The organism is Amorphoplanes digitatis (assembly GCF_014205335.1).
In the GTDB taxonomy this organism is placed as follows: Bacteria; Actinomycetota; Actinomycetes; order Mycobacteriales; family Micromonosporaceae; genus Actinoplanes; species Actinoplanes digitatus.
The window spans coordinates 7,844,683-7,861,653 of sequence record NZ_JACHNH010000001.1 but is presented as its reverse complement, the minus strand read 5'-3'; the positions used below and the strand labels follow the sequence as shown (position 1 = coordinate 7,861,653).

Below are 16,971 nucleotides of genomic sequence, written 5' to 3'. Positions count from 1 at the left end.
ATGCTGAGCGGACTCAACAAGCGGATGGACCGGGCGCGCACGGCGGCGGTCCGCGCCACGCTGCTGCCCCTGCTGGTCCGGTGCGGGATCGGGCTGGCGCTGTTCGCCGCGATGACCGTCGCCTGGCCCGCCGGCCTGGTGGCGAGCCGTTACCTGGCGGCGCTCGGCCTGGTCGCCGTCTACCCGGCCTTCGCGCCGCGCGGCCGGGGCGTCACCGTCGCGGTCCTGGTGGTGGTCGGGGGCTGGATCCTCGACACCACCTGGGGCGACTCCCGGGTCGCGCTCTGGCGGGTGCTGAGCATCGCGACCCTGCTGTACCTGGGGCACACGCTGGCGGCGCTCGCGGCGGTCCTGCCGTACGACGCGGTCGTCAACGTCGACGTGGTCGCCTCCTGGCTGGGGCGGGCGCTGGTGGTGATCCTGATCTCCGCGATGCTGACCGTGATCGCGCTCGGCCTGACCGCCGAACTCGCCGGTGGCGCGTTCGTCATCGCCACCCTGGTCGGGCTCGGTGCGGCCGTCGGCCTGACCCTGCTGCTGGCCCGCATGCTGCGCCGAGCGTGATCATTAGGCAACCCTTAGTTCACAGTGAAATGAAACCGAAACTTGTTTGTTACGGCACTTGACCGGCGGGTTTGTCATTGGTCACAGCGCGAGGCGTTGGAGCGCCGTAAGCAGGAGAATGGGTCCGTGAAACCGCAGCGGATCGTCGTCGTCGGGGCAGGTCACGTGGGGCTCTACGCCGCACTGCGCCTGTCGAGGAAGCTCAGCGCGCGCCAGGCCGAAGTGATCGTCATCGACCCTCAGCCGCACATGACCTACCAGCCGTTCCTGCCGGAGGCCGCCGCGGGCAACATCTCCCCGCGCCACTCGGTGGTGCCGCTGCGCCGCGAGCTCAAGCGCTGCCGGATCGTGTCCGGCGAGGTCACCCGGATCGAGCACGCCCGGAAGACGGTCACCGTCCAGCCGATCGAGGGCCCGGTCAAGGAGATCGCCTACGACCACGTCATCGTCGCGCCGGGCTCAGTGTCGCGCACCCTGCCGATCCCCGGCCTGCGGGAGAACGGCATCGGCTTCAAGACCATCGGCGAGGCCATCTACCTGCGCAACCACATCCTCGACCGGCTCGACATCGCCGCGGTCACCCCGGACCCCGAGGTGCGCCGGGCGTCGCTGACCTTCGTCTTCGTCGGCGGCGGCTACGCGGGCATCGAGGCGCTGGCCGAGATGGAGGACGTCGTCCGCGACGCCCTGAAGTACTACCCCGAGCTGCGCCGGGACGAGGTCCGCTTCGTCCTGGTCGAGGCGACCAACCGGATCCTGCCCGAGGTCGGACCCGACATGGGCGCCTACGCGGCCCGGCAGCTCGACCGGCGCGGCATCGACCTGCGCCTGGACACCCGGCTGGAGTCGTGCGCCGGCGGCCTGATCAAGCTGTCCGACGGCGACACGTTCCGCGCCGAGACCCTGGTGTGGACGGCCGGCGTCAAGCCGTCGCCGATGCTCGACAACACCGACCTGCCGCGCGGCCCCCGCGGGCACCTGACCTGCCTGCCGACGCTCCAGATCGTGGACGGCGACACGGTCCTCGACGGCGCGTGGAGCGCGGGCGACTGCGCACAGGTCCCCGACCTGGCCAACCCGGGCGCCTGGTGCTCGCCGAGCGCGCAGCACGCGGTCCGGCAGGCGTCGCGGCTGGCCGACAACATCCGCGCCGTGGTCATCGGGGCAACCCCCAAGGACTACAAGCACAAGTACGCGGGCAGCGTCGCCAGCCTCGGCCTCTACAAGGGCGTCGCGAAGATCTACGGCATCAAGCTCAAGGGCTTCCCGGCCTGGCTCATGCACCGCACCTATCACATGAGCCGCATCCCGTCGTTCAACCGCAAGGTGCGCGTGCTGGCCGACTGGACGCTGGCGTTCGTGCTCAAGCGCGAGGTCATCTCGCTGGGCCAGCTCCACGCGCCCCGCGAGGAGTTCACCCACGTGACGCCGCCGCTGGGCGACGGCCGCGCGGCGGAGCCGGTGGGGGCCGGCACCCGCTGAGCGAGTCGGCAGGAGTCCGGCGTTCTGCCGGGCTGACCGCACCGGCTACGGTGAGCAGCAGAGCATCCCGCCCGGGTGGTGGAACGGCAGACACGGCCGCCTTAAAAGCGGCTGCCCAAAAGGCGTGCGGGTTCGAGACCCGCCCCGGGCACGCTCATCGCCGCGGTCAGTTCATGTTTTCAGGCTGCTCACAGCGATCACGGACGCCATCGGGTCGCTGAAGCGCTTACCCTGGAAGAGCACGCCCCTACGTGCCTCAACCTCAAAGGGAGGCTGGACACAGTGAAGACTTCAAACCCGGTGCTCTCGCGCCTCGGCGAAGCGGCCGAGCGCGAGCGGTCGGCCGGCTACAACCCGGCCGGACCGTACGGACCGGCCGCCGGTCAGCCGGGTTACGGTCAGCCGTACCCGTCGGCCGAGGGATTCCCGGCGGCGCCGCCGGCCGTACTGCCCATGACCGTCGACGACGTCGTGGTGAAGACCGTGATGCTGCTCGGCATCACCGGCGTCTCCGCCGTGGCGGCCTGGAACCTGGTCCCGGACTCGCTGCTCGGGCCGGCCTGGATCGGCGCGGCGATGGTGGGGCTGGTCCTTGGCCTGATCATCTCGTTCTCCCGGGTGGCGAACCCGGCGCTGGTCATCGCGTACGCGGTGGTCGAGGGCGCGTTCGTCGGCCTGGTCAGCAAGATGTTCGAGTCGTTCTACGACGGCATCGTGCTCCAGGCGGTGATCGCCACCTTCGGCGTCTTCTTCGTGATGGCCGCTTTGTACAAGGTCAAGGCGATCCGGGCCACCCCGAAGTTCCGGCGCGGCATGATCGCGGTGATGGCGGGCCTCTTCGCGGTCATGCTCATCAACTTCGTCCTGTCCCTCTTCGGCGTGACGACGGGGCTGCGCAGCGCCGGTGCGCTCGGCATCGGCTTCAGCCTGGTCTGCATCGTCGTGGCGTCGCTCAGCTTCATCCTCAGCTTCCACGAGGTCGAGGAGGGCGTCCGCATGGGCCTGCCTCAGCGCTACTCGTGGACGGCCGCGTTCGGCATCCTGGTCAGCCTGATCTGGCTGTACATCGAGATCCTGCGCCTGCTGAGCTTCCTGCAAGGCGACGACTGACCGTCGCGAACACGCGTCTGACCCGGCAGCGCCCGGCCGTCTCCCCACGGCCCGGGCGCTGCCCCTTTTCTGCGCGCGGATAGGGTCCGTTGGTGGACGACTTCCAAGCGGCGGTGCAGCGCCTGCTGGCCCAGGTGAGTCACTGGGAGGCGGCACGCTGGGGCGCGGCCGCGGGCACCGCCGGGTGCACCCGCGGAGACCTCCTGCACGGCCTGGTGCAGCGACTCGCCGATCTCGGGGCCGCCGCGGAGAACCGCCGGCAGCGGCCGGTGCCGCGCCTGGCGGACACCATCCTCGCGGACCAGGTCCGGGTCATGGCCGACGACCTGCTGGCGGCCGGCCCGCCGGACGAGACGCTGGCCGAGGCCGCCGAGGCGATCTCCACGACCCGCGCGAGCCTCTGAGCGGGGCGGAAATGAAATCCGCCGGGCCCGACGCCGTCAAAGGCAGTCGAACCCGGCGGGGGATTGAGAGAGCGTCAGCTGAGCCGTTCGAGCACCATCGCCATGCCCTGGCCGCCGCCGACGCACATCGTCTCGAGGCCGATGCTCTTGTCGTGCCACTCCAGCGAGTTCAGCAGCGTTCCGGTGATCCGGGCGCCGGTCATGCCGAACGGGTGGCCGACCGCGATCGCGCCGCCGTTCACGTTCAGCTTGTCCAGCGGGATGCCCAGCTCCCGGTAGGAGGGGATGACCTGGGCCGCGAAGGCCTCGTTGATCTCGACCAGGTCGACGTCGTCGATGGTCATGCCGGCGCGCTTGAGTGCCTGGCGCGACGCCTCTACCGGGCCGAGGCCCATGATCTCCGGCGAAAGGGCGGTCACGCCGGTGGAGACGACCCGGGCCAGCGGGGTGATGCCCAGCTCGCGGGCCTTGGTGTCGCTCATGATGACCACGGCGGCCGCGCCGTCGTTCAGGGGGCAGCAGTTGCCGGCCGTGATGCGGCCGTCCGGGCGGAAGACCGGCTTCAGGCCCGTCACCGCCTCCATCGTCACGCCCGGGCGCGGGCCGTCGTCGGCCGAGACGATCTTGCCGTCCGGGGTGGTGACGGGGGTGATCTCGCGCTCCCAGAAGCCGTCCGCGATCGCCTTCTCCGCCAGGTTCTGGCTGCGGACGCCGAACTCGTCCATGTCCGCGCGGCTCACGTCGTACGCCTGCGCCAGGTTCTCCGCCGTGTAGCCCATGCCCAGGTAGATGTCCGGGAGCAGGCCGTCCTCGCGGGGGTCGTGCCAGACGCCGCCGTTCTTGGCCGCCTCCGTGTTGCGGACGCGGGCGTCGGCGAACTTCGGGTTCTCCCAGCCGCCGCCGACCAGGGCCTGCGCCTCGGGCGGGAGGCTGTCGGAGTTGCCCCGGGCGAAGCGGGAGACGGTCTCGACACCGGCCGAGACGAAGATGTCGCCCTCGCCGGCCTTGATCGCGTGGAAGGCCATCCGGGTGGTCTGTAGCGACGAGGAGCAGTACCGCGTCACGGTGGCGCCCGGCAGGCCGTCAAGTCCGAGCAGGGTGGCGACCACGCGGGCCATGTTGAAGCCCTGCTCGCCGCCCGGCAGGCCGCAGCCGAGGTAGAGATCCTCGATCAGGGTGCGGTCGAGCTGCGGCACCTTGTTCAGCGCGGCGTCGACGATCGTGGCGGCGAGATCGTCGGGGCGCAGGTCCTTCAGCGAACCCTTGAAGGCGCGACCGATGGGGGAGCGGGCGGTGGCGACGATGACAGCTTCCGGCATGCGACCAACGTTAACGCGCCGGTAACTTGACGGGGAAGCGTTACTTCGTCACACCGAAATGTCTGATTTATTCGAGTGAGGTGCGGCGACCCGCGGCCTGGGCCGCGTCCAGCACCGCCGGGAGGAGGGCGTGCGCCCACACCCGGTAGCCGTCCGCGGACGGGTGGAAGCCGTCGTAGCAGAGGGTTCCCGCGTCCGCCCGGAACACCGCGCCGGTCTCGCCGGCGAGGTCGACCACGACGCCTCCCGCGGCGGTCACGGCGGCGCCCTGCGCCCGGGCGACGCGGCGGCCAACCCAGCCCGTGATCTGGCGCAGCGGCGGCGCGATCGAGCGGACCGCGCCCAGGTCGGGGCAGGTGCCGACGACGACCTGGACACCGGCGTCGCGCAGGCGGCGCACGGCGTCGCCGAGGTGCGAAGCGGACTCCTCCGGGCTGTGCAGGCCGGTCGCGTCGTTCGCGCCGATCAGCACCACGGCCACGTCGGGGCGCTCGCCCAGCAGGGCCCGGGCCACCTGGGTGGCCAGGTCGGCCGAACGGGAGCCGGCCACGCCGACGCTGGAGAGCAGCACGTGCCGCTGGCCGGCCTCGGGGGTGCCCTCGGCGAGCAGCCGGGCGAGCTGGCCGCCGACGGTCTCCGACAGCCACTCCACGCCGACACCGACCGCGGCCGCGTCGCCGAGCAGCACGAGCCGCAGCGGGGGCGCCGCCGACGGGCCCATCGAGGTGCGCAGGGCCAGGCCCATTGTCGGCTTGGCGTATCGCCGGGTGCGGGCCGCGATCGCCTCGCCCGCCAGCAGCGCGACACCCCCGACGGCCCCGGCGAACAGCGTGGCCGCCGTCGCTCTGCCGATCCGTCCCGCCAGGCCCGCCATGTCGCCTCCCTGCCGCAGTAGAACCCGTCAGTCGACGGCTGCTGGATGATCCTCAGGTGTCCACCCTACGGCGCCCGCGGCCGACCGGCCGGACGCGCTCACAACACGCCCCTTCTCCGTGGCCGGCCGGGTCGTGCGGTGGCCGAACCGCAGGCGGGGCTCGCCGAACCAGGGGTGCCGGCGCAGCAGCGCCCAGCGCCCGGCGGGACCGCGCTCGTGGCCGTCGACCTTGACCGCGCTGACCTCGGTGCCCGCCGCGCGGACCGCCTCGTGTGCCGCCTGGGGCAGGCTGCGCACGCCGTCGGGCCCGGCGGCCGGCGCCCGGTCGTCCTCGCCGAGGGTCGCCATCAGGGTCGGCATCATGACCGCGGCCGCCCGCGCGTAACCCTCGACCGAGGGGTGGAAGCGGTCCGAGCCGAACATCCGGACCGGGTCGGCCTCGAACGCCGGGCCGAGCAGGTCGCCGATGGACACCGTCCGGCCGCCGGCCTCGACCACCGCGACGGTCTGCGCGGCCGCCAGCTGCCGGCTCCACCGGCGGGCCAGCCAGCGCAGCGGCGGCTTGATCGGCTGGATCGCGCCGATGTCGGGGCAGGTGCCGACGACCACTCGGCAGCCGACGGCGCGCAGCCGGCGGACGGTGTCGCTGAGGTGGCGGACGGCCGCCGTGCGCGCCGAGAAGTGGGTGACGTCGTTGCCGCCGACCAGGATGACGGCGATCTCCGGCTCGTATTCCAGGGCGGCGTCCACCTGATAGGGCAGGCCGGACGACATCGAGCCGACCACGGCGAGCCGGTGCAGCCGGACCGGCCGGCGCAGCCGCCGGGAGACGCCGGTGGCCAGCAGCGCGCCGGGTGTCTCCCGCGGGCGGTGCACGCCGTATCCGGCCGCGGAGGAGTCGCCGAGGATGACCATGCTCAGCGGGCGGCCGGGGAACTTGGGGCCGTAGAGGCCGTCGCCGCGCGGCGGGGGAGCCTCGGCCATCGGAATGACCTTGCGGACGCCCGCGGCCTGCCGCAGCAGCACGCCGGCCGACAGGAGCGTGAGGCCCGCGGCGGCGCCGGTGACGGCGCCCGCGATTCGGCCGGCCTGCCGGAGCCGCCGCCGGTCCGCCTCCGTCCAACTGCGCACCTGAGCCACGCTGTCCCTCGCTCTCGCTCGGTGGGGAACTACCCGTCAGCCGGGTGTGAGGCCCGGCCGCCGACGATGGTGGGGCCTTCGAGGCTAACGCGCACATGCGACAACCGTCTGAACCCCGCGCCGAGCGGGTATGTCTGGCGCGTGGTCGTCATGCTGGTATTAGCGAAAGGGGACGACATGGCCAGGAAGCTGCACCGTACCGCCGCCTTCACGGCGCTGGCGAAGGCCCTCATGTCCGGGGCCCGAGGCGGCCCGTCGATCGGCAAGCGGTTTGCCGCGCTGCCCCGGATGGTGAAGGCCACCGCCAAGGGCCAGTACGACGGCGGCATGCGGGTGGCGATGATGGCCGCCGCGACGGCGTACGTGGTCTCGCCCGTCGACCTGGTCCCCGAGGCGGCACTGTTCGTTTTCGGGCTGGCCGACGACGCCGTGATGATCACTTGGCTGGCGGGCGCGGTGCTCGCGGAGACCACGCGCTTCCTCGAGTGGGAGAAACAGCGTGATGCGATCCTGCCCGGATCCGTGGTCGACTGAGCCGTAGGCTGACGCGATACAGGTCAGCACCCAGAAGGGCACAGCGACGTGCGGTACTACGACAATGTCGTCGACATCATCGGGGACACCCCCCTGGTTCGGCTGCGCAACGTCACCGAAGGCATAGCGGCGACAGTCCTTGCCAAGGTCGAATACATGAACCCGGGCGGATCCGTGAAGGACCGCATCGCGCTGCGCATGATCGAGGACGCCGAGAAGGCGGGGCTGCTCCGGGAGGGCGGCACGATCGTCGAGCCCACCAGCGGCAACACCGGTGTCGGGCTGGCGCTCGTCGCGCAGCTGCGCGGGTACAGGTGCGTCTTCGTCTGCCCTGACAAGGTCAGCGAGGACAAGCAGAACGTGCTGCGGGCCTACGGCGCGGAGGTCGTGGTGTGCCCGACCGCGGTGGCGCCCGAGGACCCGCGCTCGTACTACAACGTCTCGGACCGGCTGGCCCGGGACATTCCCGGCGCCTGGAAGCCGGACCAGTACAGCAACCCGGCGAACCCGCGCTCGCACTACGAGGAGACGGGCCCCGAGCTGTGGAAGCAGACCGAGGGCCGGATCACCCACTTCGTCGCGGGCGTCGGCACCGGCGGCACGATCACCGGCGTCGGCCGGTACCTCAAGGAGCAGGGCGAGGTGCGGGTCGTCGGCGCCGACCCCGAGGGCTCCGTCTACTCCGGCGGCACCGGGCGGCCGTACCTGGTCGAGGGCGTCGGCGAGGACTTCTGGCCCGAAACCTACGACCGGACCATCTGCGACGAGGTCATCGAGGTGTCCGACTCGGACTCCTTCGAGATGACCCGCCGGCTGGCCCGCGAGGAGGGCCTGCTGGTCGGCGGCAGCTGCGGCATGGCCGTTGTCGCGGCCCTGGAGGTGGCCCGCAAGGCCGGCCCGGACGACGTGATCGTCGTGCTGCTGCCCGACGGCGGCCGCGGCTACCTGTCGAAGATCTTCAACGACACCTGGATGGCCCGCTACGGCTTCCTGACCACCGGCGACGGCGAGGCGACGGTGGCGGCGGCGCTGGACGCCAAGAGCGGCGCGATGCCCCCGCTGATCCACGTGCACCCGACCGAGACGGTCCGCGACGCGATCGACTACATGCGCGAGTACGGCGTCAGCCAGCTTCCGGTGCTCAAGGCCGAGCCGCCCGTCGTCACCGGCGAGGTGGCCGGCTCGATCGCGGAGAAGGCCCTGCTGGACGCGCTGTTCACCGGCGCGGCGCACCTGCACGACACGATCGAGCGGCACATGGGCGACCCGCTGCCGATGATCGGCGGTGGACAGCCGGTGAGCGCGGCGGTCGCGCTGCTGGAGAACGCGGACGCGGCGATGGTGCTCGTGGACGGCAAGCCGGCCGGCGTCCTCACCCGGCAGGACCTGCTGGCGCACCTGTCCTGAGCGCAGAGCTGAACCGGCCCGCTCGCGACGCGAGCGGGCCGGCGCTATGAGAGCTCGGTGGGCACCGTCACCACGTCGACGAAGGCGTTCTTCCGCAGGACGGTGACGGGCAGGTCGGTGCCGATCGCCGGGCCCAGCATCAGGCGCTGGAGGACCTGGACGGACTGCACCGGCTCGCCGCCCGCGGTGACCAGGATGTCGCCCAGGTAGATGCCCGCCGTGCCGGCCGGGCTGCCCGGCACCACCTCGACCACCCGCAGGCCCAGCTTCTGGCCCAGCCGCCCGGCGATCGGCGGCGGCAGCGGCACGGGCACCCCGGCCACGCCAAGCCACGCCCGGCGGACCCGGCCCGAGGTCACCAGCTCGCCGATGATGTGCCGGGTGGTCCTGTTGATCGGCACGGCCAGGCCGAGGCCGTAGCCCGCGACCGCGGTGTTGACGCCGACGACGGCGCCGGTGAAGTCGGCCAGCGCGCCGCCCGAGTTGCCGGGATTGAGCGCCGCGTCGGTCTGGATGACGTTGTCGATGATGCGGACCCGGCGGCCGTCGCGGGCCGGCAGCGAGCGGCCCAGCCCCGAGACGACGCCGGCGGTGACGGACCCGGCCAGGCCCATCGGGTTACCCACCGCCACGACGAGCTGGCCGATGCGCAGTTCGTCGGCGTCGCCCAGCGGCGCCGAGGGCGCGCCCGGGCTGTGCACGCGGACGACGGCGAGGTCGGAGAGCGCGTCGATGCCGACCACGTCGAACCGGGTCTCGGTGCCGTCGGCGAAGTCGGCGGTGCCGCCGCTCGCGCCGGCGACCACATGGGCGTTGGTGAGCAGGAACCCGTCGTCGGTGAAGGTGACCGCCGAGCCGGCGCCGTTCCCGCGCGGGGTGCGGACCGCCAGGGCGGCGACGGACGGCAGGAGGCCGGTGGCGACGCCGGTCACGACACGGCTGTAGGCATCGAGTGCCTTGGCTTCGACACCCGTGTGTTCGGTATCCATGCCCTCCAGAACGCCGGGCCGTCGCCATCGATGCCCGTGCGGCGTCCGCCCAGGGCGAAAAGAGACGGTCACGGATAGTTGCGAAGGTCGCACAGACAGTCCGACCAGCGGCGGGCGTCCGGGGGTTGTATGAGTAGCGACAGAGTTGACCAGCCGGACGGGAGGGTGGGTTGAATGGTCATCACCGACCAGGCTGTACCGGCCGACATCGTGGACCGCCTGCTCTGGGACGACGCGCAGCGGATGCTCGGCCGGCACGCGGAGGCCGGACATGACGGCAACTGTGTCTGGTGTGGATGGCGGTGGCCGTGCACGCCCCGCCGCCTCGCCGAGCGCGCCGACACCGCCGCCCGCCGGCCGTGGCGGGAGGCCTGGACGCTGCGCCACGACCTGAACAGCCTCCGCGGGATGCCGGGCGTCCGGCTCGGGCTGGAGGACAACCGCGTCCGGCGCGAGAACCCCAGGACCGACGAACTGAACCGAGGCTGTTTCGATTGAAGACATGAACGTCGGCCGGTGGCTTGACCGTCCCCCGGCAAGAAACCGATTCATCGGATCGGCCGACGTTCGACCGCGGTGATGTCGCTGTGCCCCGCCAGCACACCGGCATCCCGCGCCCGGACCCGCCCAAGAACCGTTTCGACCGGCACGCCTCCGCCGGTCGGCGCCTCCGGCCAGGCGCCAAATCCGGTTCGGGCGGGCGCGGTTGGCGGGAGTGCGTGACCACAGGTTCCCCCGCATTCACTCGGTCATGCACTCCCGCCCGCCACCCCGGCGACCCGCCGCCCGTAGCGGACCTGCGATGCCGGCTCGCCGCCGATCGCCTCGGTGCGCGTGGTCCCGTCGGCGACCCAGCCGCCGCGCTCGTAGAAGCGCCGGGCGCGGGCGTTGGCGGCGAGCACCCAGAGCACCGCCCGGTCGCCGATCAGGGCGAGCGCGGGCAGCGCGTCGCGCATCAGCCGCAGCCCTACGCCGGTGCCGACGTAGGCCGGGTCGGCGTGGATCGCCGACAGCATGCCGACGCCGTCCTCCTCGCTCGGGCCCAGGTAGGTGAAGCCCGCCAGCGTCACGCCGTCGACCGCGACCGTCAGCCGGTGCGTGTCCCGCTCCCACTTCCACCGCTCGGCCCACCACTCGCCCATCGCCTCGGGCGAGCCGTAGGCCAGCGCCTCGGGGGAGAGGATGTCGGCGTACGCGGTCGCGCGCGAGTGGAAATGCAGGGCGCCGATGGCGGCCATATCGCCGTCAGTGGCGGGACGAAGGCGCACGGTCATTCGCCGAACCTAGCCTGGGCGGCACCGGAACTCGCAGGAGATCCTCGGCGAGCACGATGTCGCCGTCGAACTCCGCCCGGGCCTCGTCGAGAAAGCGCGCGCTGTCGGCGTACCGCTGGGAGAAGTGGGTGAGCACCAGCGTGCGTACGCCCGACTGCCGGGCCACCGACGCGGCCTGGCCCGCGGTCAGGTGGCCGACCTGCGCGGCCATCGCGGCGTCCTCCGACAGGAAGGTCGACTCGATGACCAGCAGGTCCGCCCCCTCGGCCAGCCGGAACACGTTGTCGCACATGCCGGTGTCCATCACGAAGGCGAAGCGCTGGCCCGGCCGGGGCACGCTGACCTGGTCGAGGGTCACCCGGCCGGCTAGGCCGGTGCGCTGGAGGTCGCTGATCATCGGGCCGGTGATGCCGTGCGCGGCGAGCAGCGACGGGACCATGCGGCGGCCGTCCGGCTCGGCCAGGCGGTAGCCGTAGGTCTCGATCGAGTGGCGCAGCGGCAGGGCCGTCAGCGTGCCCGCGGAGGTCTCCGCGAGGAAGCCGTCGGACACCGGGGCCGGCTGGACGTCGGCGACGTCGTAGAAGCTCGTCGCGTGCCGCAGCCGGTCGAAGTACTCCCGGCCGCCGGCCGGGAAGTGCACGAGGACCGGGTGCCGGACCTTGTCGAGCGAGATCCGCTGGATGATCCCGGGCAGGCCGAGCGAGTGGTCGCCGTGGAAGTGGGTGATGCACACCCGGCGCAGCGGGGTCACGGCCAGCCCGGCCAGCAGCATCTGGCGCTGGGTGCCCTCGCCGGGGTCGAAGAGGATGACCTCGTCGTCCCAGCGCAGCAGGTAGCCGTTGTGGTTCCGGTGCCGGGTCGGCACCTGGCTCGCGGTGCCGAGGACGATGAGCTCGCGCATGATCACCTTCGGGCATGAAGCGACCCCCGGGGATTTCCGCGCGCAGCGCGGTCCGGTCGGACTGGGCCGGATCCCCGGGGGTCGGGTGGCTACCTGATATTCGCCGCACCGCTGCCACACGGTCTCGACGTTCGTACGAAGCTGTCAAGGACAGCGGCTAGCGGACAGCCACCTCACGAGTCCCGTTGCTATACAACTTCGGACCACCTCCCTTCACGTGTACGGCCACGTTAACCACTCGGGAGCCGGGGGGACAACGCTTTAATGGTCACTAGAGGCGGGGGAATACGCGTGGGGACATCTCGGTTCCCTCCACCGCCAGCGAGGCAGGTCCCACGACCTGCGGGTCCGGGGTGCCGATGTTCCCGGCGTCCTTGTCGTCGTAGTCGAAGCGGTTGAGCACGAACCGGATCGCCTCCAGCCGGGCACGCTTCTTGTCGTTGCTCTTCACCACGGTCCACGGGGCGTCGGCGGTGTCCGTGTAGAAGAACATCGCCTCCTTGGCCTCGGTGTAGTCGCCCCACTTGTCCAGCGACTCGAGATCCATCGTCGAGAGCTTCCACTGCCGTACCGGGTCGACCTGGCGGATCGCGAAACGGGTGCGCTGCTCGCCCTGCGACACCGAGAACCAGAACTTGATCAGGTTGATGCCCGAGCGCACGAGCATCCGCTCGAGGTCCGGGGCCTGGCGCATGAACTCCAGATACTCGACGCGGGTGCAGAAGCCCATGACCCGCTCGACCCCGGCCCGGTTGTACCAGGAGCGGTCGAAGAGCACGATCTCTCCGGCCGCGGGCAGGTGCTTGATGTAGCGCTGGAAGTACCACTGGCTGCTCTCGCGCTCGCTGGGCTTCTCCAGCGCCACGACGGAGGCGCCGCGCGGGTTCAGGTGTTCCATGAAGCGCTTGATCGTGCCGCCCTTGCCGGCGGCGTCGCGGCCCTCGAAGAGGAACACCATCCGCTCGCCGGTGCGCTTGCACCACTTTTGCAGCTTCAGCAGTTCGATCTGGAGCAGGCGCTTGTCATGGTCGTATTCGGGCCGGGCCATCCGGGACTCGTACGGGTAGTCCTCGCGCCAGGTGTCGACCGGGCTGCCGTCGGGGTTGAGCAGCACCGGGTCGTCGTCATCGTCGTCGGCGACCCGGTAGCCGGCCAGTTCGGTGATCGGGCCCTGGTACGGCCTGGTGACCTGCTCCGCGTCCCACTGGTGCCCGTTCGGGTGTTGTTGCTCCTGCTCGGCCTGCATGGGCCCTGCTTACCCACTCGGCGCGACCCTCAACGCAGCCAGGCCCGCACCTTCGTGCGGCGGGAGGCCTTGATCGCGGCCGGCAGCTCGCGCAGGGTCGCCTCGCCGACCTGCTCCTGACGGCCGTAGAGGACCCCGTAGCCGAAGGCGTCCGGCGCGGTCCGGGCCACCTCGCGCAGCACCTCCCGGGCGACCACCGAGTCCTGGTGCCCGCCCAGCACGTCCTGGAGCGCGGTCAGCGCCTTGACCAGGCGCTTGCCCGGCTTGCCGGCGCCCGGTGCGTAGACCTCGACGCCGTAGCGGGCCTGCTTGTATGCCTTGCGGGCCTCGTGCAGCTCGCCGTCGACCTCGTCGGCGGTTGCCTCGTCGAGCAGCCGGTCGGCCTTGCGCAGCGCCTTGCCGGCCCGGCGTCGCGCGTCCGCGTCGTCCGGCGCGGGGTCGTCGACCAGCTCGTCCATCGCGTCGAGCAGGGCCAGGTAGCGGTCGCTGTCCAGGGCCGCGACCAGCTCCTCCCGGCCGCGCGCGACGTCAGCGTCGAGGCGCTCGCGGATGCCCGCCGCCACCTCCGGGAACTCGCCGGCGACGGCCAGCAGCTTGTGGCTGAGCACCTGGCCGTCGCGGACCGCACCGAGGCGGTCGGCGAGCCACTTCAGCTCGGTCTTGAGCGCCGTCGCGCGCTCGGGGTCGAACGAGCCCTTGAACGTCTTGAGCGTGCTGCGCAGGCGGCGGGTCGCCACCCGCATCTTGTGTACGGCCTCGGCCGAGCCCGCGCGTACCCCGGCGTCCTCGTCCTCGACGGCCTCGCGCTGCTCCCGGGCGTACCGGAGCACGGGGTTGATCTTCTTGTCCCGGTGGTCGGTCGCCGCGAGGCGGTCGCCGAGCGCGCGGGCCAGCTTCGACGGACCGGCCGCCGGGGTGGCGCCGGCGGCGCACAGCAGCCCCTCGACGGCGTCGAGCACCTCCGGGCCGCCGTCGACCAGCTCCACCTCGAGCTCCTGCCAGCGCTGCTCGCCGTCGTCGGTGTCCGCGCGGACCTCGTCCTGCGCGATGAGCGCCAGGATGCGGTCGTCGGCGTCGCGCAGCGGCGTCTCCACCCGGTGTGTCCGCAGCCGGGCGACGGGCCGCAGCGGCCGGGTCCGCACGATGGTGCGGACCTCCGCGATCAGCTCGGCCGGCACATCGTCGCCATCGGTCAGCGGCAGCCGGTGCTCGGTGCGGCTCGCGCCGTCACCCGGGGTCTTGAGGTGCCAGCCGGCGTCCTCGCCGCCGGTGCGCCGCCGCAGGGTGCGGCGGTGGTGCGCCAGCCGCAGATCCTCGGTGTCGAAGTAGGTCGCGTCGAGATCGTGGGTGTCCGCTTCGCCGTGTCGGACGACCTCGGCGGCGCCGGCGAGCGGCGGCAACGAGAAACCGGCGGGGACGTCGTATTTGCGTTCGGTTTCGGTCGCCGTCTGCATACCTTTCAATATGCCCGGTGTGACGGTGGCTCAGCCATCTCTCAGCGAAACGGGAAAGCATGGTTGTCCGGTATCGCCCCAAGGATTCCCAGGTCATTCGGTGCTTCGATCCAGCGATTTCCCAGGTAGCGCCGCCACACTGGACTCAGGCCCCGGTTGGGTTCGGCGCTCGTCCCCCGTGCGAGCGTCGGATCTTTCAGGCCTGACGAGAGCGCCGCCCCGACCGCCGCCCCGGTCCGGGGTGGCGCTCTTTCTTCGTCCGCGGCCTCAGACCGCCGCCTCGTCGCGGCTGCGGAGGTACTGCGCCCGTGAGTAGTGCGCGGCGGCGGCGCCGTAGTACATCGTCGCGAGCGTGACGTGGAAGCTGTTGTCGGTCAGGGCGTTCTTCGCGTTGGCGGTCTCCGACCAGCGGATCTCCGCGTCCGAGGCGCTGATGCCGCGCCGGGCGCAGCGCTGGCTGTACAGCTCCTTGCCCTGCCGGAACGTCTCGAGCGCGCTCTCGGCCTGCTTCATCATCGCCCGGGCCGTCTCGATGAGGGCCTCGGCAAGAGTCCAGGCGGCGCGCTCGTCCTCGTTGTTGAACCTGGGCACGGTGTACCTCCCCTGCCGACCCTCCTGATTTGTCCTCTTGTTCAGTGTGTGATCGGCGTCGGCGCCTGTCGATCTTTTACACCCGCAAGAAGGACGAGGCGGTTATCCGGTCGGCGTACGACCGGGCCTCCTCGTCGGAGTCGTACTTGTGCCGGGGCCAGAAGAAGCCCCGCAGGCCGTCGCCCTTGGTCCGGGGCACGACGTGCGCGTGCAGGTGCGGCACCGACTGCGACACCACGTTGTTCATCGCCACGAACGTGCCCTGCGCGCCGAGGACCGACGGCACCGCCGCCGCCACCCGCTGCACCAGGGCGAAGAATCCGGGCAGCCGCTCGGCCGGCAGTTCGGTGAGCTGTGAAACGTGCGTGCGCGGCACCACCAGCACATGGCCCTTGAAGACCGGGCGGATGTCGAGGAAGCCGACGCCGTCGGTGGAGTCGACGACCTTGAACGCGGGAACCGTGCCCGCCACGATCGCGCAGAAGAGGCAGCCGGGCATCAGGGCAGACTAGCCTTGCGATTCATGACGGGTAACACGTACGGCTTCGACACCCTTGCCATCCACGCCGGGCAGGATCCCGACCCACGGACCGGGGCAGTCGTGCCCCCGATCTACCAGACCAGCACCTACGCGCAGGACGCCGTCGGCTCGCCCCGGCTCGGCTACGAGTACAGCCGCTCGGGGAACCCGACCCGCGACGCCCTCCAGGAGTGCCTGGCCGCGATCGAGGGCGGCCGGCGTGGCCTCGCCTTCGCCAGCGGCCTCGCGGCCGAGGACACGCTGCTGCGTACCGTGTGCCGGCCCGGCGACCACGTGGTGATCCCGGACGACGCATACGGCGGCACCTACCGGCTGTTCGCCAAGGTCGCCGAGAACTGGGGCCTGGACTGGACCGCGGTGCCGCTGAACGACCTGGACAAGGTCCGTGCCGCGTTCCGGCCCGGTCACACGCGGCTGATCTGGGCCGAGACCCCGACCAACCCGCTGCTGAACATCGCCGACGTCGCCGCCCTCGCCGGGCTCGCGCACGAGTACGACGCGCTGCTCGCCGTCGACAACACGTTCGCCTCGCCGTACCTCCAGCAACCGATCGGCCTCGGCGCCGACGTCGTCATCCACTCGACGACCAAGTACATCGGCGGGCACTCGGACGTGGTCGGCGGCGCGCTGATCGCGGCCGATGACGGCCTCGGCGACGAGCTGGCCTTCCACCAGAACGCGATGGGCGCGGTCAACGGACCGTTCGACGCCTGGCTGACGCTGCGCGGCATCAAGACCCTCGGCGTACGGATGGAGCGGCACTGCGACAACGCCGAGCGGATCGTCGGGTACCTGCGGGACCACCGGGCGGTCGGCGAGGTGCTCTACCCGGGGCTCGAGTCGCATCCCGGACACGAGACCGCCGCGAAGCAGATGTCACGCTTCGGCGGCATGATCTCGTTCCGCGCGGCCGGCGGCCCTGAGCAGGCGATCAACATCTGCAACCGGACAAAGCTCTTCGTGCTCGCCGAGTCGCTGGGCGGCGTCGAGTCGCTGATCGAGCACCCGGGACAGATGACACACCTGTCAACGGCCGGTTCCCCGCTTGAAGTCCCCGCCGATCTCGTGCGACTGTCTGTCGGCATCGAAACCGTTGACGATCTGCTCGCGGATCTGGAGCAGGCGCTCGGCTAGGTCCTAC

General features: G+C 71.5%; 18 protein-coding genes and 1 tRNA gene. 9 read left to right on the top strand and 10 right to left on the bottom strand.

Annotation, left to right across the window (positions count from 1 at the left end; translation table 11 throughout):
- From BJ971_RS34645 to BJ971_RS34625, 5 genes are all read left to right on the top strand, one after another.
- Entirely contained in the window at positions 1-564 is a 564-nt protein-coding gene (locus BJ971_RS34645) for a hypothetical protein (RefSeq protein ID WP_184997512.1), read from the top strand.
- Positions 565-690: 126 nt separating this feature from the next.
- Positions 691-2,046, top strand: coding sequence for an NAD(P)/FAD-dependent oxidoreductase (locus BJ971_RS34640; protein WP_184997511.1), 1,356 nt, complete (start codon positions 691-693; stop codon positions 2,044-2,046).
- Between the two features lie 69 nt (positions 2,047-2,115).
- Positions 2,116-2,197, top strand: a tRNA-Leu gene (locus BJ971_RS34635).
- A 131-nt stretch (positions 2,198-2,328) separates the two neighbouring features.
- On the top strand, positions 2,329-3,156 hold the full coding sequence (locus BJ971_RS34630) for a Bax inhibitor-1/YccA family protein (RefSeq protein ID WP_184997510.1): 828 nt from the start codon (positions 2,329-2,331) through the stop codon (positions 3,154-3,156).
- Between the two features lie 92 nt (positions 3,157-3,248).
- Positions 3,249-3,560, top strand: a complete 312-nt coding sequence (locus BJ971_RS34625; RefSeq protein WP_184997509.1) for a hypothetical protein — start codon at positions 3,249-3,251, stop codon at positions 3,558-3,560.
- Between the two features lie 74 nt (positions 3,561-3,634).
- Here the strand turns inward: BJ971_RS34625 and BJ971_RS34620 are convergent, their stop codons facing one another.
- From BJ971_RS34620 to BJ971_RS34610, 3 genes are all read right to left on the bottom strand, one after another.
- Positions 3,635-4,879 (bottom strand): acetyl-CoA C-acetyltransferase, encoded by a 1,245-nt coding sequence (locus tag BJ971_RS34620; protein WP_184997508.1) that lies wholly within the window; start codon positions 4,877-4,879, stop codon positions 3,635-3,637.
- A 67-nt stretch (positions 4,880-4,946) separates the two neighbouring features.
- Positions 4,947-5,753 (bottom strand): SGNH/GDSL hydrolase family protein, encoded by an 807-nt coding sequence (locus BJ971_RS34615; protein WP_184997507.1) that lies wholly within the window; start codon positions 5,751-5,753, stop codon positions 4,947-4,949.
- A gap of 27 nt (positions 5,754-5,780) precedes the next feature.
- Positions 5,781-6,884 carry an SGNH/GDSL hydrolase family protein gene (locus BJ971_RS34610; RefSeq protein ID WP_377885546.1) on the bottom strand — a complete coding sequence of 368 codons (1,104 nt, stop codon included), beginning with the start codon at positions 6,882-6,884 and terminating at the stop codon, positions 5,781-5,783.
- A gap of 186 nt (positions 6,885-7,070) precedes the next feature.
- On the opposite strand from BJ971_RS34610, the gene BJ971_RS34605 reads away from it, so the two are divergent.
- Together BJ971_RS34605 and BJ971_RS34600 are read left to right on the top strand one after the other, a co-directional pair.
- Entirely contained in the window at positions 7,071-7,427 is a 357-nt protein-coding gene (locus tag BJ971_RS34605) for a YkvA family protein (RefSeq protein WP_184999261.1), read from the top strand.
- A 48-nt stretch (positions 7,428-7,475) separates the two neighbouring features.
- Positions 7,476-8,834: a cystathionine beta-synthase gene (locus BJ971_RS34600; RefSeq protein ID WP_184997505.1), complete on the top strand. Its 1,359-nt coding sequence runs from the start codon at positions 7,476-7,478 to the stop codon at positions 8,832-8,834.
- Positions 8,835-8,878: 44 nt separating this feature from the next.
- Here BJ971_RS34600 and BJ971_RS34595 read toward each other — a convergent pair whose 3' ends face one another.
- Positions 8,879-9,766 (bottom strand): S1C family serine protease, encoded by an 888-nt coding sequence (locus BJ971_RS34595; protein ID WP_239087624.1) that lies wholly within the window; start codon positions 9,764-9,766, stop codon positions 8,879-8,881.
- A gap of 231 nt (positions 9,767-9,997) precedes the next feature.
- Here BJ971_RS34595 and BJ971_RS34590 point away from each other — a divergent pair, with 231 nt between their 5' ends.
- On the top strand, positions 9,998-10,321 hold the full coding sequence (locus tag BJ971_RS34590) for a hypothetical protein (protein ID WP_184997503.1): 324 nt from the start codon (positions 9,998-10,000) through the stop codon (positions 10,319-10,321).
- Between the two features lie 251 nt (positions 10,322-10,572).
- Here the strand turns inward: BJ971_RS34590 and BJ971_RS34585 are convergent, their stop codons facing one another.
- The 6 genes from BJ971_RS34585 to BJ971_RS34560 form a co-directional block, all read right to left on the bottom strand.
- A complete protein-coding gene (locus BJ971_RS34585) occupies positions 10,573-11,097 on the bottom strand; it encodes a GNAT family N-acetyltransferase (protein WP_184997502.1) in 525 nt (174 codons plus the stop codon).
- Positions 11,069-12,004 carry a ribonuclease Z gene (locus BJ971_RS34580; protein ID WP_184997501.1) on the bottom strand — a complete coding sequence of 312 codons (936 nt, stop codon included), beginning with the start codon at positions 12,002-12,004 and terminating at the stop codon, positions 11,069-11,071. Before BJ971_RS34580 ends, BJ971_RS34585 begins: the two co-directional genes overlap by 29 nt.
- Positions 12,005-12,269: 265 nt before the next feature.
- Complete coding sequence (gene ppk2 / locus BJ971_RS34575; protein ID WP_184997500.1) at positions 12,270-13,244, bottom strand: polyphosphate kinase 2; 975 nt, start codon at positions 13,242-13,244, stop codon at positions 12,270-12,272.
- Positions 13,245-13,273: 29 nt separating this feature from the next.
- Positions 13,274-14,698: a CYTH and CHAD domain-containing protein gene (locus BJ971_RS34570; protein WP_184997499.1), complete on the bottom strand. Its 1,425-nt coding sequence runs from the start codon at positions 14,696-14,698 to the stop codon at positions 13,274-13,276.
- Positions 14,699-14,965: 267 nt separating this feature from the next.
- On the bottom strand, positions 14,966-15,289 hold the full coding sequence (locus tag BJ971_RS34565; RefSeq protein ID WP_184997498.1) for a hypothetical protein: 324 nt from the start codon (positions 15,287-15,289) through the stop codon (positions 14,966-14,968).
- 76 nt (positions 15,290-15,365) lie between these two features.
- Positions 15,366-15,788 carry an HIT family protein gene (locus BJ971_RS34560; protein WP_184997497.1) on the bottom strand — a complete coding sequence of 141 codons (423 nt, stop codon included), beginning with the start codon at positions 15,786-15,788 and terminating at the stop codon, positions 15,366-15,368.
- Positions 15,789-15,812: 24 nt separating this feature from the next.
- On the opposite strand from BJ971_RS34560, the gene BJ971_RS34555 reads away from it, so the two are divergent.
- Positions 15,813-16,964 (top strand): cystathionine gamma-synthase, encoded by a 1,152-nt coding sequence (locus BJ971_RS34555; RefSeq protein WP_184997496.1) that lies wholly within the window; start codon positions 15,813-15,815, stop codon positions 16,962-16,964.
- Positions 16,965-16,971: the final 7 nt, after the last annotated feature.

Excerpts from the sequence above, each read along its gene's own strand:
- BJ971_RS34645 (WP_184997512.1), top strand. The coding sequence starts at position 1 with ATGCTGAGCGGACTCAACAAGCGGATGGACCGGGCGCGCACGGCGGCG.
- BJ971_RS34620 (WP_184997508.1), bottom strand. The coding sequence starts at position 4,879 with ATGCCGGAAGCTGTCATCGTCGCCACCGCCCGCTCCCCCATCGGTCGC.
- BJ971_RS34615 (WP_184997507.1), bottom strand. The coding sequence starts at position 5,753 with ATGGCGGGCCTGGCGGGACGGATCGGCAGAGCGACGGCGGCCACGCTG.
- BJ971_RS34605 (WP_184999261.1), top strand. The coding sequence starts at position 7,071 with ATGGCCAGGAAGCTGCACCGTACCGCCGCCTTCACGGCGCTGGCGAAG.
- BJ971_RS34590 (WP_184997503.1), top strand. The coding sequence starts at position 9,998 with ATGGTCATCACCGACCAGGCTGTACCGGCCGACATCGTGGACCGCCTG.
- BJ971_RS34585 (WP_184997502.1), bottom strand. The coding sequence starts at position 11,097 with ATGACCGTGCGCCTTCGTCCCGCCACTGACGGCGATATGGCCGCCATC.
- ppk2 (WP_184997500.1), bottom strand. The coding sequence starts at position 13,244 with ATGCAGGCCGAGCAGGAGCAACAACACCCGAACGGGCACCAGTGGGAC.
- BJ971_RS34570 (WP_184997499.1), bottom strand. The coding sequence starts at position 14,698 with ATGCAGACGGCGACCGAAACCGAACGCAAATACGACGTCCCCGCCGGT.
- BJ971_RS34560 (WP_184997497.1), bottom strand. The coding sequence starts at position 15,788 with ATGCCCGGCTGCCTCTTCTGCGCGATCGTGGCGGGCACGGTTCCCGCG.
- BJ971_RS34555 (WP_184997496.1), top strand. The coding sequence starts at position 15,813 with ATGACGGGTAACACGTACGGCTTCGACACCCTTGCCATCCACGCCGGG.